A 15,974-nucleotide genomic window follows, 5' to 3' on the forward strand; every position below is an offset into this window, starting at 1 on the left:
TCTGAAAATGTTTCAGTGAACTACAGCAAACCCGAGCAATCGTGTAAACTTAGCACTTTCATTTTTAATGTGATATTTGAATATGTCTACTGTTGGCCTTTTTGCGATTGGCAATGCGCTGATTGACCAGGAATTTAAAGTTTCTGATGAGTTTTTAACTGCACATCACTTGCAAAAAGGCACCATGCAACTTGCGGATGGTGAAGCTCAGGCTACTCTGTATCAAAATTTAAAAGCAACTCAAACCTATAAAGGTCAGGCTTCAGGCGGTTCAGCAGCCAATACTACGGTTGCATTTGCAGCTTTAGGCGGCTCTGCATTCTATGCCTGCCGTGTCGGTGATGATGATCTGGGGCATATCTATCTGCATGGCTTAAATGAAGCTGGCATTAAAACCACAACCCAATCGATCAGCGAAGGTGTAACTGGCACCTGTATGGTTCTGGTCAGCCCAGATTCTGAACGTACCATGCATACCTATTTAGGTATTACTGCTGAACTCACAGATAAACAGATTGATTTCCAGCCATTAGCAACCGCTAAATGGCTCTATATCGAAGGCTATCTATCCACTTCAGAAACAGCGCGTCAGGCCGTAAAACAGGCGCGTGAAATTGCCAAAGCCAATGGGGTTAAAATCGCATTTACCCTTTCTGATCCTGCCATGGTGCAATATGCTCGTACCGGTCTGGATGAAATGATTGCAGATGGTGTAGATCTCTTATTCTGCAACCAGCAAGAAGCATTGATGTACACCCAAACAGATACCATCGAAGCAGCTTTGGCTAAACTCAAAGAATTAAGCCAATACGTTGTCATTACAATGTCAGCTGAGGGTGCGCTTATTTCCAATAATGGTGAAAGCTTTACTGTACCGGGCCGTGCTGTAACTGCAGTAGATGCCAATGGTGCTGGCGATGCTTTTGCGGGTGCTTTTTTATATGCACTTAACGCAGGTCTTGGCTTAAAAACAGCAGCAGAACTGGCAATTTTAGTGTCTAGCCAAGTGGTAGCGCAATTTGGTCCACGTCTGGCTGTTTCAGAATACGCAGCATTATTGAAAGATGTTCTTAAGGAATGTGCTTAATGTTTAAAATTTGCATGACTGACGATATTCCAGAGCGTGAAGCACGCTCTTTTGAACTTCCAAATGGGGATACAATTTTTATCACCCAGCGTGATGGTTCGTTTTATGCTTACCAGAATATTTGTCCACATTTACAGGTAGAACTGGAATTTCTGGAAAACCAGTTTCTGGACCGTGATCAGGAGTTTATTGAATGCTCTACTCATGGTGCGCTGTTCGTAGTAGAAAGCGGTGAATGTATTTCTGGACCTTGCCAAGGTCAATCACTTGAAAAAGTTGATATTACCGTGCATTCTGATGGCGGAATTTATCTTTCAGAATAATAGCTAAAACGGATTTTGCCATGCCTGAGTTTTTACTTGACTATAACCTGATGCCATTTCATCTCAGTTTATTGTTCATCATTCTGCTTGGTATGGCAAAAACAGTTGCCTTCTATTTTAAGCTTAAACCCAGTCAACTCCTGAAACGCATTTCCCCATATGACTTTCAGAATGTTGAATGGCTAAATGTTAAATTTTCCAAAACCCTGATTGTTTTTTTCTTCTTGATGAATTTTAGCTTTGCCGGCTATTTGCTTCAGTTTCTGATCTATTCAGAGGAATATCATTTCTTACCAGCCTATTACATCATTCTACCGGCATTGATCATTGCGATTTTCTTTACCGTATTTATGATTCATTGTCTGGATCAGGTCATTCCACCTAAATATAAAAAGAATGATGTAAACCTGTTAGGCCGTTTAGCCACAATTTCGAGCGGTAATGCCCGACCCGGGTTTTCTGCCCAAGCGCGAGTTCGGGATGAGTATGGTCAGTTGCACTATGTTCAGGTCGAACCTGAATTTGGCGAACTGGAATTTCAGTCTCAGATTATTTTAATCCGTCTTAGAAAATCGCATTATGTGGCCAAGAAGATCTGTAAATCCAACCGACTCTTTAGCTTGAATCTGGAAGAAGCTTAAAGAATTCAATAGAAAAAATCCCGGCTAAAAGTCGGGATTTTTTATTGGATAGATAGATTTATTTTTTAAACAAGCCTGAGACCATATTCAATACATTCTGAATATCATTATTGGCTTCCTGCTTGCTGGTTTGCTCACCTTGTGGTGTCAGTGAATCAATAATCTGCGGCAAGACCTGAGAAATGGCGCTATAGACATCCTGTTTAGGCACATGGGTCTGTTCTGCGACCTGTTCTACTTCCTGGTCATCAAACAGGTTTTGTACCTGCTGCGGATCAACATTGGCATTTTCACCCGGGCCAGTAGAGACCCAGTCATCGACCTGGCTATTTAAACCTTGTCCTTTGAGTTTGTCCAAGGCTCCTTGCAAACCGCCCTGTTTCTGAATCCAGGCCAAGACCAGAGGCAAGACAGCAATCAATAAAGTCTTTGTCGTTGAACTGCCACCCAGTCCAGAACTCGGTCGAGCGGAAGATTGGCTCCCACCTCCGAGCTGACTGAGTACAGAACCTAAAATTGCACCTAGACCATTTTGCTTGTTTTGCTGTTGTGAGTTTTGATGCTGCTGATTTGGATTCTGGTTTTGCTGACTGGCATTATTGATATGACCCAATACTGATCCAAGAATATCTGCCAATCCCCCTTGCTGGGATGAACGCTGCTGGGATTGCGACTGGTTATTTCCCAAGGCTTGCTTGGCCAGCATTTCCACAATACTACTAAGATTGGTCATAACTCATTCCTGTATACGGCTTCTCTACAGAATAGAGTCTTGGCTCCTATTTTCCATGCAGGATTTTGTTAATATTTGCAATACTGATATAAGACCTTATCAGCCCTCCAGTTTTACCAGCGATATTTATCCCAGTTTTCAGGGTTAGCCCAGAATTTAGAGTTAAACCAATCCGGCACATGTTTATAAGTCAAAATATTGAATTGCCAGAGTGCAAAATCTGCCCCATGAACCGTCTTGTCAATCAACTGGGTCAAACCTAGAGACCTGAGCAGTTTCTCGTCCTGCAAGCGACTCACCACCACCAGACGTTTTGCAAATAAATCACGCATTTTAACCAGAATTTGACTCTTCTGCTGCTCTGACAATGCTAAGGTTTCAGGAGTATCCAGCATCACTACTGCCAGGTCATAACGCTGTTGAAAAGGCAGATTTAAAACCTCAGATACGTTAAAATAGTGCCATTGAATAGATTGCTGAAATTGAGATTGGGTTAAATCCTGCCCGATACAAATAGCAGTATGAATTGGCTGTTCCTTAGCGAAATCGTCTAGCATTGAAGTGATGACATTCTGTTCAGCCATGACTGCATCCTTATGATTTAAGTGAGTAATTTTTTATGGAACTTCAGGGCATTTGCCATAAAATGCACGTCGGTCTTACAGAGCTTAGTGTAACTGATCAAAATACCCAGCGGGCAAATGTTGAATATAAATTAATATTAGATGGATCAGAAATTAACCTTCCATTCCAGTTAGGTCAGGAAATCGAGATTGAATGGACAGGAAATATCTATTGTGTTTCTTGCGGCAAAAAAACTTCTAAATCATTCTCACAAGGCCACTGTTTTAAATGTTTTAAAACTAAAGCTTCATGTGATATGTGTATCATGAAACCGGAAACCTGCCATTATCATTTAGGCACCTGCCGGGAAGATGAGTTTGCACAGAATGTCTGCTTCCAGCCACATATTGTTTATCTGGCCAATTCCAGTGCATTGAAAGTCGGAATTACCCGTATCAATCAAATGCCGACTCGTTGGCTGGATCAAGGTGCAACTCAAGCCCTTCCTATCATGAAAGTGGGTTCTCGCCGTCTTTCCGGTAAACTGGAAGTGATGTTTGGTACTCAGGTCGCAGATAAAACTGACTGGCGTAAATTACTCAAAGGCGAAGCGGAACCTTTAAATCTGATTGAGGTTCGCGATCAGCTGATTGAAGAATTTGCACCAAAAATCCAAACCATTCGTGAAGAGTTTAATCAGAATTTGCAGTTTAATGAGAATATTGAAGTACTGGACAAGGAATTACCGCGTGAGTTCATTTATCCGGTAGAGCAATATCCAGACAAAATCAAATCTCACAATCTGGACAAAACTCCAGTGATCCGAGGCAAATTACAAGGAATTAAAGGTCAATATCTGATTCTAAATACTGGCGTGATTAATATCCGAAAATATACAGGTTATGAGCTGATTTTTAGAGCGGAATAAAATAGCCGGATTTTAAAAGAAAGCTATATGCTCTCTTTTTTATTTTCGATATGATTTATTTCACTACTCAGAATAATAAAAAACCAGCCCTCAGGCTGGTTTTTTACAATCGAATCTTATTTGATTTTTGCGTGAGATTTTAAGTAACGCGTATAGTCATCAAATTCTTGTTGACCACGAAGCTGTTGATATAATTTCACCAGTTCACTACGTTGCTCTGCACTTAAAACATCGATCGGATTTTTCTTCACTTCAGAAACTGCCACAACAACCAATTCATTTGGCATATTTGCTGTCGTTACTGACCAGTGACCTGCTTTAGGCGCTGGTACGCTAAATGCTGCACGTTGTACATCACGCTTAAGCAGACCTTCTGCGCGTGTATAGATGCCTGCATCTTCAAATACCAGTTTACCTTTCGCAACTGATGCTGCAGGCTTGGTTTTAAACTCATTTAATGCAGTTTGCACTTCAGCTTTAGCCGCAGCAAATGCTTTATCTTGAATTAGTTTCGCTTTTACTGCTGGTTTAGCTTCTGCCAGTGTCTGCTCACCCGCTGCATGATAATTGCGAACTTTTACCCAAGCCACATCACCATTGGCTAACTGAATGCTTGACGATGCATTACGGTCGCCATTTTTCACGTCATCATTAAATAGTTTAACTTTGACAGCCGCATTACTTAGCAATGGATCACGTGTCGCAAGGGTCACACCATTTGCTTTCTGAACCTGAACACCCTTCACTTCCTGAGCAACAACATCCAGCGATTCCGCACTTACGACCATGTCATTCAGACTGTTTACCGTATCAGAGAATACATTAGATTTTTTTGCTGCCAATACTTCTTCAGATAAACGTGCTTTTTGAGATTCAAAAGATGGAACTGCCACATCAGGCAATTGGACTGAAATAATATGGTAGCCATAATCTGTTTTAACAGGCGCTGAAACTTGACCAGATTTTAAAGATGCAACAGTCTGATCAAAAGTAGTACCGAACACGCCTTTTTCATACACAGCAATAGCACCGCCTTTAGATTTAGATTCAGGATCTTCAGAGTATTGAGCTGCTGCTTGTGTAAAAGTGGTACCGGCTTTGATTTTAGCTGCAATTTCGCTTGCCAGTTTTTTGGCTTCAGCATCGCTACGACTATCAGCAGTCACCAGAATATGTTTAACCTCTGGTTTCACATTCTGCTTCTGGTCAGCCACAAATTTATTATAGGCTTCCTGCAATTCTGCATCAGTAACCGCTACATTGGCAGTATCAATATTGCTCGCCTTGATCACCACATAATCCACATCAACGCTAGTTGGTTGCTTGAACTGGGATTTGTGCTTTTCATAATATGCTGCAATATCAGCTTCTGATACTTTTACTGCTTTTTTATAGCTGTCCAGATTCACGCTAGCGATATGAATATGACGCTGTTCAGTTTGCAGATCTGCAATTTGCTGCATTTCTACCGGACTGACCAGTGGATAATCCATAAAAGTAGAAGACAGCATTTTCAGTGCATGGTCTTTACGTAAACTTTCTACTAAAGCATTGTTGGTCATGCCAATTGATTTCAGATAATTTTCATATAAAGCATTAGAAAATTTGCCATTCTCCTGAAAAGAAGGCTGCTGTGAAATCATTTGTGCGATCTGCTGGTCACTCAGGCTAATCCCCAGTTTTTCTGCCTGTTGCAAAAGCAAAGTACGCGCAACCAGGGTATCCATCGCTTTTTGATCGATGAAGCTTTGATTTAATAAGGTTTCATCACCATTGGCATAACTTAAGTATTGTTGTTTGAATGATTTTGTCAGTGACTCTAATTCTTGTTTAGAGATATCAGTTCCATTGACTGATTTTGCTGCATCAGAATTCCCGCCGCTAAAATATCCTTCAATACCTACAAGCGCTAAAGGGGTTAAAAACAGAACGAGCAAGACCTTGCCCAACCAACCCTTAATAACTTTACGAAAAGATTCCATAAGTATTCCAATATTTTATTTGCAGAGGATTTTAACCGAAAAAACCCATTGAATGAATGTGTTAATCAAAACAATTAAATCTATCAATAAAAAACGCGCCAAAGAAGGCGCGTTTTAGGATTGAAGCAGCTTAAGCAACAGCGTCTTTTAAGCCTTTACCTGCTTTGAAGCTAGGTACTTTGCTTGCTTTAATTTCAAGAGTAGCACCAGTTTGTGGATTACGGCCAGTACGTGCAGCACGCTCTTTAACGCCGAAAGTACCGAAACCAACTAGAGTTACTGTATCACCCGCTTTTAAAGCTTCAGTAACAGAAGCAATTGTAGCATCTAAAGCTTTACCTGCGTCAGCCTTAGATAATCCCCCTTTCTCTGCAATTGCATCAATTAATTCTGATTTATTCATGAAAACTACGTCCTCTTAATATCGTTTATTTAAGGTCCAAGAATTTGTTTAAACTACCATAACGCCTTTATAGCAATGCTTTAGGTATAAACGCAATACTTATAAACCTCTTTTTTTTCAAAATATATGCGAAAAAAACATTGAATTATGAAGAAAGTCATTTTGTGTGTATTTTTTCCGATAATTCTTTCTGTATTTTTTCTTGCTGCAAGGTCAATTCATCAACCTTGGCATGCAACTGAAGAATTAAACGCTCCAGATGTTGTACATCCTTCAGTGTTACTAATCCTATACGATTCAAGGAATGATGAACAGAGTTGTCGATCAGTTTTTCAACCTTATCTTTGGTATCTGTCACAGATTCGCGTGCTTTTTCGGAGACTTTTTCCACAGTTTGATCTGCAATATCGGCTGTTTTGGATTCCAGCTCTTCTCCGACCTTGACCAGCGAGTCAAACAGTTTATTGCCTTCTTCCTCTGCGCGGGAAAATGCTCCAAGGCCAGCTAACCAGATCTGCTTGGTATATTTTCGAAAGTCCAGCATCGAGCGTCGCTCTGAGGCAGCCTTTGACTTACTCTTCACTGGTTTCTTAATCAATTCCTGATCTGTATCTTGTGTCGTTTTTGTTTTATCCATGTACACGACTCCTGCTTATTTTCTATGCAAATATCATAAAATTATCTACAAAATCACCGCATAATAGCAAATTTAGGGCTTGATAGATTTGCTAAACTGTTCTACAAAGCACTTTATTTCAAGTCTAATTTGATTTAACCCTGAAATCTTTTACTCAGCAGGATGCTTTTTCATTTTAATTTTCAGGTAAGGATTGGTTGTATATATGAGTGGATCGCAACAAAGTCAAAATCAACCACATTTGTTGCTTACAATGACTTTGATCGTTTTAGAAACAATATTCACGTTCATTCTCAAACATGACCGTGTTGTTGCTCTTCAGGCGAAGAAGTTTGTAGATGAGAATATTACAATAAAAATCAATAGTTATATTCCATATTTTGATTTCTATGTTCAGTTTACCAAAGACGGGCTGTTATTTGACTATAAAGCACCAGGCAGAGTTATTGATCTGGATGTTCGCACCACTTTAATAGATCTGATTAAAATTTTTATCTTTGGCAATCGCAGAAGCATTCGTGCGATGCGTATTGACGGCAATCAGGTTTTAAAAGACGAGTTCCGTGATTTACTGACTTTATTTGCCTTACCTAAAGTATTGTCCGACTGGAAACACTGGTTATCTGAACCACCAGCAGATGAGACCGATATTGTTTCATCAAGAAAACGTATTGCGCCTTTATTAAAGAAAATTGAAGATCAACGTTCTAAAATTAATAGCCTGCAAGTTGAAGTTAAACAGTATCGCAACCGCATTAAACGTATGGAACGCCGTCAAAAGCAGATCAATATGGCCTTTAGTATAATCACATTACTTTTGATTGCATTATTAGTGTATAATTGGATCAACGCGTAATTCTTTCAATTTCAGAAAATGAAATACGCTCGCCATTCACAAAAATAACTTGACTAATTTAGTCGGGATTCATAAAATCTACACATCTAGTCTAACCATGTGTATCGAATCATGCGCCTAACCACTCGCGGTCGCTACGCAGTGACTGCTCTACTTGATTTAGCTTTGCAGCCATCTGAACAAACGATCACGCTTGCTGAAATTGCAGCACGTCAAACTATTTCTGTTGCCTATCTCGAGCAGTTATTTGCGAAACTAAAACGTCATGGTCTAGTTTCGAGTGTTCGCGGTGCCAATGGTGGATACCATTTAGCACGCAGCGCAGATGAAATTACTGTGTTAGCAATTATTGAAGCTGTAAACGAAACAGTTGATGCGACTCGCTGTGACCATAAAGGCAACTGCCAAAATGGCGCGATGTGCTTGACTCATGATTTATGGCAAGAACTCTCCCACCACATTGCCGATTATCTCGCAAAAATCACCCTTGCTGACCTTGTAGCCCGTGACAACGTACAAACCGTGTCATTACGCCAAAATTCAGCAAACATTGATTCAGCCCTTTTATCGGTTACAGGTATTTGACATGAAACGTCCGATTTATCTTGACTATGCAGCAACAACTCCGGTAGATCCTCAAGTTGCAGAACGTATGATGGAATGCTTAACTTTCGAAGGCACCTTCGGTAATGCAGCATCTCGTTCACATGCTTATGGCTGGCAAGCGGAAGAAAAAGTTGAATACGCCCGTGAACAAGTGGCGAATTTAGTAAAAGCTGATCCGCGTGAAATCGTATGGACTTCAGGTGCAACAGAATCTGACAACCTTGCATTGAAAGGTGTAGCTCAATTCTATGCATCTAAAGGCAAACACATCATTACTTCTAAAATTGAACATAAAGCAATTTTGGATACATGTCGTGAGCTAGAGTCTGAAGGTTTTGAGATTACTTATCTTGAGCCGCAACCAAAAACTGGCTTAATTACTCCAGAAATGGTTGAAGCAGCAATCCGTCCAGATACCATTCTTGTTTCCCTAATGATGGTAAACAACGAAATCGGTACGACAACTGATGTTGCTGCGATTGGTGAAATCACCCGTGCGAAAAAGATTTTCTTCCACGTTGATGCCGCACAGGCTGCGGGTAAAGTTGAAATCGATCTTTCTCAATTGAAAGTCGATTTGATGAGCTTCTCTGCACATAAAATTTATGGTCCTAAAGGTATTGGTGCCCTGTTCGTACGTCGTTCACCACGTGTACGTCTAAAAGCACAAATGCATGGTGGCGGTCATGAACGTGGTATGCGTTCAGGTACTCTTGCAACTCACCAGATCGTTGGTATGGGTGAAGCATTTGAACTTGCAGGCAAAAATTTACAATCTGAACAAACTCGTTTACGTGTACTTCGTGACAAGCTTTGGAATGGCTTACAAGGTCTTGAACAGGTATTCCTGAACGGCCACCCAACTCAAAACGTTGCAAACTACTTAAACGTAAGTTTCAACTTTGTTGAAGGTGAATCATTGATGATGGCACTGAAAGATGCAGCGGTATCTTCAGGTTCAGCATGTACATCTGCAACACTTGAACCATCTTATGTACTTCGTGCATTAGGTCTTTCTGATGAGCTTGCACACAGTTCGATCCGCTTCAGCTTCGGTAAGTACACCACTGAAGAAGATATCGATCACGTTTTAAATATCACTAAAGCTGCTGTTGAGAAATTACGTGAACTTTCTCCGCTTTGGGATATGTACAAAGAAGGTATCGACCTTTCTACAGTTGAATGGGCTGAGCACTAATTTTTGACTTTGAGATAGTTATATTTATACCGCTATCTCATTGATAAAAAAATTTTAATCCCCACATTTATATTAAGGCTGACCCCGAGTTTTGGAGAAGCAACATGGCTTATAGCGAAAAAGTAATTGATCATTACGAAAACCCACGTAACGTTGGTGTTTTAGACAAAAATGCAGAAAACGTTGGTACTGGTATGGTCGGTGCACCTGCTTGTGGTGACGTAATGCGTTTACAGATCCAGGTTAATGATGAAGGCGTGATTGAAGAAGCACGTTTTAAAACTTATGGTTGCGGTTCTGCAATTGCATCAAGTTCATTAGTGACTGAATGGTTAAAAGGTAAAACCCTAGACCAAGCACAAGCGATCAAAAACATTGATATCGCAAATGAATTGGCTCTTCCACCAGTAAAAGTGCACTGCTCTGTATTGGCTGAAGATGCAATTAAAGCGGCTGTTGAAGACTACCGTAACAAGAAGTCTAAAGCTTAATCATTCGTTTTTTGAAGAAAGATTCACGGAGTTTTCATGATCCACTTAACTGAAAATGCAGCAACTCATATCAGCAATTACCTCAAAAGTCGCGGTAAGGGTGAAGGCATTCGTGTTGGTGTGAAAACTTCAGGCTGTTCTGGTCTTGCTTATGTTCTTGAGTTTGTTGACGAAGTCGATACTCATGACCAGGTCTTTGAACAGTTTGGTGTTAAAGTTTTCGTAGACCCAAAAAGTCTGGTTTATCTCGAAGGTCTAGAAATGGACTACGTGAAAAACGGCTTGAACGAAGGCTTCGAATTTAATAACCCAAATAAAAAAGGCGAATGTGGTTGTGGTGAGTCATTCACTGTCTGATTGCAACAATAATTCTCTTTTTTCAGCATTAAAACAGTGTGAAATACACTGTTTTAATTGCATTTAGGTAGTTATTTTAATTGTCATCAAGCTTAATCATTTTTGCATATTAATCGCGGACTCTATCTCCCATGAATCATTTTGAGTTGTTCAATCTTCCTGTAGCACTCGATATTGATTTAGCCACTTTAAAAGCAGAATTTTTAAAGTTGCAGCAACAATATCACCCCGATAAAGCTGAAGATAAAGATCAGGCTTTGATTAAATCAAGCGAGATCAACCAGGCATTCAAGGCTTTGTCAGCGGTTGATAGCCGTGCAGCTTATTTACTGTCTTTAAAAAAACAGGACTATCATCTGGATCAGTCTATTAGCGATTTTGAATTTCTTCAGGATGCGCTGGAAATTCGCGAACAATTAGATGAAGCCTCATCTGCTGAAGATCTTTCTTCTCTTAAAGTTGAAGTTCAGCAATGGATTGATGGTCTGGTTCGTGAGTTCAAAATCGACTATGAAGATGAAGACTGGGGTGAAGCTCGCGATACCGTGCGTAAACTGCGTTTCTTTGTTAAAGTCATGGCGGACATCGACAAAGCGGAAGACCGTTTCTTGGATGATGACAGCTTTGATCTTGATGATGAATTTTAATTTTTCTATTTAATTTTAACGTGCAAAGGATGTAACACTATGGCTCTCTTGCAGATTGCAGAACCAGGTCAATCAAGTGCACCACATGAACACCGCATTGCGATTGGTATCGATTTAGGCACCACCCACTCTTTGGTTGCCACGGTTCTTTCAGGTCAAGCCAAAGTACTCAAAGATGAACAAGGTCGTGTGTTACTTCCTTCTATCGTTCATTATGCAGCACAAAGCACTGAATATGGCGATGATGCCAAACCTTTTATTACCACCGATCCTAAAAATACGATTGTATCCGTAAAACGTTTTATGGGTCGCTCCCAAGCAGATATTAAATTCCAGCATCCTTATGCCTTGGTGGGCGAAGCGAATGAAATGCCAGCATTTGAAACTGCACAAGGTCGTAAAACGCCAGTTGAAATTTCTGCGGAAATTTTAAAGCAGCTCAAAGAACGTGCTGAAGCCAGCTTAAAAAATGAGATTAACGGTGCCGTGATTACGGTTCCTGCATACTTTGATGAAGCACAACGTCAGGCAACACGTGATGCTGCGCAACTGGCTGGTTTAAATGTTTTGCGTTTATTGAATGAACCAACGGCTGCTGCGGTAGCTTATGGACTGGATCAAGAAACCAACTTGATCACAGATCGCAACTATGTGATTTATGACTTGGGTGGCGGTACCTTTGACGTTTCAATTCTGCGTTTCTCTCAAGGCGTATTCGAAGTATTGGCGACTGGCGGCCATACTGCTCTGGGTGGTGATGATCTGGATCGTCTGATTCTGAAATGGGCTAAAAAACAGCTTAATATCGAAACCCTAGATGATGCTGAATATGCGCATTTCATTACTGCTGCGCGTAAAGCTAAAGAAGCATTATCTGATGCTGACTCAGTTGAATTAAAGCTGCTTGACCAAAGCCTGACTTTAGATTGTCCAACCTTTGAAGAAATCATCAAGGTTGCCTTGGATAAAACCATCAGCGTATGCAAGCGTGTCATACGTGATGCTAAGCTAGAACTTGATGATATTCAAAATGTAGTTCTTGTGGGTGGTTCTACCCGTTCATATGCTGTGCAAAAGGCAGTGCGTGATGTGTTTAACCAAGAACCACTTTGTACCATCAACCCGGATGAAGTGGTTGCGATTGGTGCTTCAATTACAGCAAATCAGCTCATTGGTAACAGCAAAGATGGATCATTATTATTAGATGTGACTCCACTTTCTCTTGGTCTGGAAACTATGGGTGGCCTGGTTGAACGTCTGATTTCACGTAATACCGCGATTCCAGTCGCACGTCGCCAGGAATTTACGACCTATCAGGATGGTCAAACCGCTATGCTGATTCACGTAGTTCAAGGTGAACGTGATCTGGTAGAACATTGTCGTAGCTTAGGCCGTTTTGTACTGCATGGTATTCCTCCAATGACTGCAGGTCAAGCACGCATTGAAGTGACTTTCCAAGTGGATGCAGATGGCTTGTTAACCGTTTCTGCCAAAGAAATGACTTCAGGTGTGACTGCACAAATCGATATCAAACCATCTTATGGTCTGTCGAGTGAAGATACTGAACGCCTATTGTTAGAAGGTTATCAGTTTGCTGAAGAAGATAAAAACCTTCGTCATCTGCAGGAAACCAAAGTTGAAGCACAACGTGAACTTGAAGCACTGGTTCAGGCACTGAAAGTAGATGCTCAATTGATGAATGAACAGCAATTGGCAGAACTGACTGCTGCGCAAGCACGACTTGAGTCCGAGCTACAAGGTACAGATATCAAAGCCATTGAATCTGCAGTAGAACAGCTTAAAATACATAGTGATGCATTTGCTGCTCTGCGCATGAATCAACATATTGATGCTGCCCTTAAAGGCACTAAACTCGACGATTGGTCAAACTCAAACTAATTTAAGGTAAAGACTATGCCACGTATTAAAGTTCTTCCACATGCGCAAATCTGCCCTGAAGGCGCTGAGTTTGAAGTTGAACAAGATGCCAATCTATGTGAAAGCATGCTGAAAAACGGAATCAAGATTGAACATGCGTGTGATATGTCATGTGCATGTACCACTTGCCACGTAATTGTCCGTCGCGGTTTCGACAGCCTTGAAGACATGAATGATGTCGAAGCTGACTTGCTCGATCGTGCTTGGGGTTTAGAACCCGACTCTCGTCTGTCTTGCCAAGTGAAGATTGTAGATGAAGATCTGGAAGTTGAAATTCCAAAATACACCATCAACCATGCTTCAGAAAATCATTAAGATTCAAAATCAAAAAACCACGCTTAGGCGTGGTTTTTTATGGTCTTTATTATTTATTTAAATCATAAAAATTAGATGACTTTTGATCGTTCAGCTGCTCGAAATGCTTCATCAGTAGATAAAGGCTCAATCACTTCATCTTCAAGTTTTAATTTCACAATTCCTTGAGAGTTGGTCAGTTGCTGCTGGGTCTGAATGCGTTTAATCATTTTCTCCAGCACATGCAGCAACTCTGGGTAATCATAGTTTTGCACTTCATCCAGATTTAACAGTAAATGGAAACCTTTATATTCATAATCAAACCAGCGTTGATATTCAACTTTCTGGAAGGCATATTTTTCCATCACCTGCCAGGTGCGAACTGGTGCCTTAATCCCTTTCAGGAAAATTGGCTCTTTAGGTGCACATAGATAGTCATTTTTGATCAGGTTATGGGTATCTTCAGAAATCAGGATTTCATCAACTTCCGCAGCACTTTGTAAGCGTGCAGCCAGATTGGCATCACGACCAACAATCGTATAGGCCATACGGTGATTGGCGCCATAGTTCCCCACGTGGCAATAACCGGTTGAAATCCCCATACGGATATGTAATGGCGGATAACCCATTTTGATCCAGCGTTCGCGTAACAATTTCATTTGCTGACGCATTGAAATTGCCATTTCCAGACAGTTTTTAGCATCCTGCTCTACACCATCTGAATGCGGATCGCCAAAGAAGATCAGGATGGCATCACCCATAAACTTATCGACTGTTGCTTCATATTTCTTGGCGATTTCAGTCATATGACTTAAATAGTCATTCAGCAGGAAAGCCAAGTCATCCGGAATCAGAGTTTCAGAAAGCTCTGTAAATCCCTGAATATCCGAAAAGAAAATCGTGAGTTTTTTACGTTTGTATTCGATCTTAGCTTCAGATTCGCCTTTCATGATGGATTGCCATAACTGCACTGGCGCATAACGGCTGAGCTGATTGGCGAATTCCATATAACGGTTCATCTGGTCGAAATAATGGTTTTTCTTCTGGGTCATATATTGCATACGACCGCTTTGATAGAAATTTCCAACACCAAAATAAGTAATCAGACAGATGAAACCTAGTACGGTGAGTTCGGTACTGGTTGGACTGAAATAGCTGGTAAATCCAAAAATACCAATGGTAGACAGATAAAAGATCATCGTGCCAATCAGGCCAGCCAGTGACACCATCATGAATGAAATCTTGTTATTAATGGCAGTATACAGCAATGTGACCACTGCCAGCAGGGACAACACCAGATCCAGATGCACAGCTGCAAGTACAACCGATACGATAATCACATCTAGAACAAAGAAGAAATTACGTTTTAAATTATAGTCGTATTTATAAATCATCCACCGGGATAATTTCGGTGTGATCACCAAGACCAGTGCCAGAAACAACGGAACGAAAATCTGGTAATTGGTATCCGGCTCCGTATAGTGATAGACGATCAGAACCAGAGACAGCATGATATATCCCATCATCCGATGGAAATATTCAAACTGTTTCGGTTCCTGATGAATCCAGTCGTCTAATTGCACTCAATTACTCTCTTAAAGTCCAGAATCCTGAATGGACCATAAAATGTATGTCAACGCTTAGTCCATACGCCAGTCAAATGGCATATCCCCTTGACCGCGTAAAGCCAGCATCAAGGTTTGACGCATATGTGCCAATACTTCACTGCTATAAGGAACTGCTGGAGTACCCCATACCGGCTTAGGCCATGCTACATCATTTTGATAACGCACCACATGATGAAAATGCAGTTGTGGCACCATATTGCCCAAAGCTGCGACATTCATTTTATCGGCACGGAATACACGCGCTAACTGGCTAGATAACCAGCTTGATTCACGTAAAAACTGTTCTTGGTCAGCTTGGCTCAATTCATATAATTCGGTAATGCCTGGTACACGCGGAACCAGAATCAACCATGGAAATTGCATATCATTCATCAAACGACATGTTGATAAAGGAAAGTCGCCTACAAAAAACGTATCTTGAGCAAGTTGTGGATGCAAACTAAACATATCTTTATAAATGATGCAAAATTAGAATGATGGCTAATACTACCATATACAATTGCGACTGAGTATTGTAAGCGGGCGCTTTAGGGCAATTTTGTATGAATTGTGAAGGACAAAACGGCAAACTATTAGCTTAAATAATTTCATATGAAAACAAGCTGATATTCACACTATATTTATAAAAATGAAATATAGCGTGAATATTCATATTCCATGA

Annotated in this window: 19 protein-coding genes; 12 read left to right on the forward strand and 7 right to left on the reverse strand. The window is 40.7% G+C overall.

Annotation, left to right across the window (positions count from 1 at the left end):
* Positions 1 to 82 precede the first annotated feature (82 nt).
* From B3143_RS08795 to B3143_RS08805, 3 genes are read left to right on the forward strand one after another with little or no spacing between them, the layout of a single operon-like run.
* Complete coding sequence (locus B3143_RS08795; RefSeq protein WP_004786035.1) at positions 83 to 1,087, forward strand: adenosine kinase; 1,005 nt, start codon at positions 83 to 85, stop codon at positions 1,085 to 1,087.
* Positions 1,088 to 1,101: 14 nt separating this feature from the next.
* Positions 1,102 to 1,410, forward strand: a complete 309-nt coding sequence (locus tag B3143_RS08800; RefSeq protein ID WP_373684488.1) for a Rieske (2Fe-2S) protein — start codon at positions 1,102 to 1,104, stop codon at positions 1,408 to 1,410.
* Between the two features lie 20 nt (positions 1,411 to 1,430).
* On the forward strand, positions 1,431 to 2,051 hold the full coding sequence (locus B3143_RS08805; RefSeq protein WP_004786039.1) for an OB-fold-containig protein: 621 nt from the start codon (positions 1,431 to 1,433) through the stop codon (positions 2,049 to 2,051).
* A gap of 58 nt (positions 2,052 to 2,109) precedes the next feature.
* Here the strand turns inward: B3143_RS08805 and B3143_RS08810 are convergent, their stop codons facing one another.
* Together B3143_RS08810 and B3143_RS08815 are read right to left on the reverse strand one after the other, a co-directional pair.
* Positions 2,110 to 2,784 (reverse strand): YidB family protein, encoded by a 675-nt coding sequence (locus B3143_RS08810; protein ID WP_004786041.1) that lies wholly within the window; start codon positions 2,782 to 2,784, stop codon positions 2,110 to 2,112.
* A 113-nt stretch (positions 2,785 to 2,897) separates the two neighbouring features.
* Entirely contained in the window at positions 2,898 to 3,368 is a 471-nt protein-coding gene (locus B3143_RS08815; protein WP_004786043.1) for a DUF6231 family protein, read from the reverse strand.
* A 35-nt stretch (positions 3,369 to 3,403) separates the two neighbouring features.
* On the opposite strand from B3143_RS08815, the gene B3143_RS08820 reads away from it, so the two are divergent.
* A complete protein-coding gene (locus B3143_RS08820; protein ID WP_004786045.1) occupies positions 3,404 to 4,276 on the forward strand; it encodes a DUF2797 domain-containing protein in 873 nt (290 codons plus the stop codon).
* Between the two features lie 116 nt (positions 4,277 to 4,392).
* Here the strand turns inward: B3143_RS08820 and B3143_RS08825 are convergent, their stop codons facing one another.
* The 3 genes from B3143_RS08825 to B3143_RS08835 all read right to left on the reverse strand — a co-directional run bounded on the left by B3143_RS08825 (position 4,393) and on the right by B3143_RS08835 (position 7,298).
* Complete coding sequence (locus tag B3143_RS08825; RefSeq protein WP_286740118.1) at positions 4,393 to 6,258, reverse strand: SurA N-terminal domain-containing protein; 1,866 nt, start codon at positions 6,256 to 6,258, stop codon at positions 4,393 to 4,395.
* Between the two features lie 130 nt (positions 6,259 to 6,388).
* Entirely contained in the window at positions 6,389 to 6,661 is a 273-nt protein-coding gene (locus B3143_RS08830; protein WP_004786051.1) for an HU family DNA-binding protein, read from the reverse strand.
* A gap of 157 nt (positions 6,662 to 6,818) precedes the next feature.
* A complete protein-coding gene (locus B3143_RS08835) occupies positions 6,819 to 7,298 on the reverse strand; it encodes a phasin family protein (protein WP_004786053.1) in 480 nt (159 codons plus the stop codon).
* A gap of 205 nt (positions 7,299 to 7,503) precedes the next feature.
* On the opposite strand from B3143_RS08835, the gene B3143_RS08840 reads away from it, so the two are divergent.
* From B3143_RS08840 to fdx, 8 genes are all read left to right on the forward strand, one after another.
* Entirely contained in the window at positions 7,504 to 8,154 is a 651-nt protein-coding gene (locus tag B3143_RS08840) for a hypothetical protein (RefSeq protein ID WP_004786056.1), read from the forward strand.
* Positions 8,155 to 8,265: 111 nt separating this feature from the next.
* The gene (locus B3143_RS08845) at positions 8,266 to 8,739 is read left to right on the forward strand and encodes an Rrf2 family transcriptional regulator (protein ID WP_004786058.1); all 474 of its coding nucleotides are present in this window, start codon (positions 8,266 to 8,268) and stop codon (positions 8,737 to 8,739) included.
* Between the two features lies 1 nt (position 8,740).
* Entirely contained in the window at positions 8,741 to 9,958 is a 1,218-nt protein-coding gene (locus B3143_RS08850) for an IscS subfamily cysteine desulfurase (protein WP_004786059.1), read from the forward strand.
* Positions 9,959 to 10,062: 104 nt separating this feature from the next.
* The gene (gene iscU, locus B3143_RS08855; RefSeq protein WP_004786061.1) at positions 10,063 to 10,449 is read left to right on the forward strand and encodes a Fe-S cluster assembly scaffold IscU; all 387 of its coding nucleotides are present in this window, start codon (positions 10,063 to 10,065) and stop codon (positions 10,447 to 10,449) included.
* 36 nt (positions 10,450 to 10,485) lie between these two features.
* The gene (iscA, locus tag B3143_RS08860) at positions 10,486 to 10,806 is read left to right on the forward strand and encodes an iron-sulfur cluster assembly protein IscA (RefSeq protein WP_004786063.1); all 321 of its coding nucleotides are present in this window, start codon (positions 10,486 to 10,488) and stop codon (positions 10,804 to 10,806) included.
* A gap of 131 nt (positions 10,807 to 10,937) precedes the next feature.
* Positions 10,938 to 11,453, forward strand: a complete 516-nt coding sequence (gene hscB / locus B3143_RS08865) for a Fe-S protein assembly co-chaperone HscB (protein WP_004786065.1) — start codon at positions 10,938 to 10,940, stop codon at positions 11,451 to 11,453.
* Between the two features lie 39 nt (positions 11,454 to 11,492).
* Positions 11,493 to 13,352: a Fe-S protein assembly chaperone HscA gene (gene hscA, locus B3143_RS08870; protein WP_286740122.1), complete on the forward strand. Its 1,860-nt coding sequence runs from the start codon at positions 11,493 to 11,495 to the stop codon at positions 13,350 to 13,352.
* A gap of 15 nt (positions 13,353 to 13,367) precedes the next feature.
* A complete protein-coding gene (fdx, locus tag B3143_RS08875; protein ID WP_004786069.1) occupies positions 13,368 to 13,706 on the forward strand; it encodes an ISC system 2Fe-2S type ferredoxin in 339 nt (112 codons plus the stop codon).
* A 71-nt stretch (positions 13,707 to 13,777) separates the two neighbouring features.
* Here fdx and B3143_RS08880 read toward each other — a convergent pair whose 3' ends face one another.
* Positions 13,778 to 15,268, reverse strand: coding sequence for an adenylate/guanylate cyclase domain-containing protein (locus B3143_RS08880; protein WP_004786070.1), 1,491 nt, complete (start codon positions 15,266 to 15,268; stop codon positions 13,778 to 13,780).
* 57 nt (positions 15,269 to 15,325) lie between these two features.
* The gene (locus tag B3143_RS08885) at positions 15,326 to 15,760 is read right to left on the reverse strand and encodes an HIT domain-containing protein (RefSeq protein WP_004786072.1); all 435 of its coding nucleotides are present in this window, start codon (positions 15,758 to 15,760) and stop codon (positions 15,326 to 15,328) included.
* Positions 15,761 to 15,974 lie beyond the last annotated feature (214 nt).

This window comes from Acinetobacter sp. UBA1496 (assembly GCF_002324975.1).
GTDB classification, from domain to species: Bacteria; Pseudomonadota; Gammaproteobacteria; order Pseudomonadales; family Moraxellaceae; genus Acinetobacter; species Acinetobacter variabilis.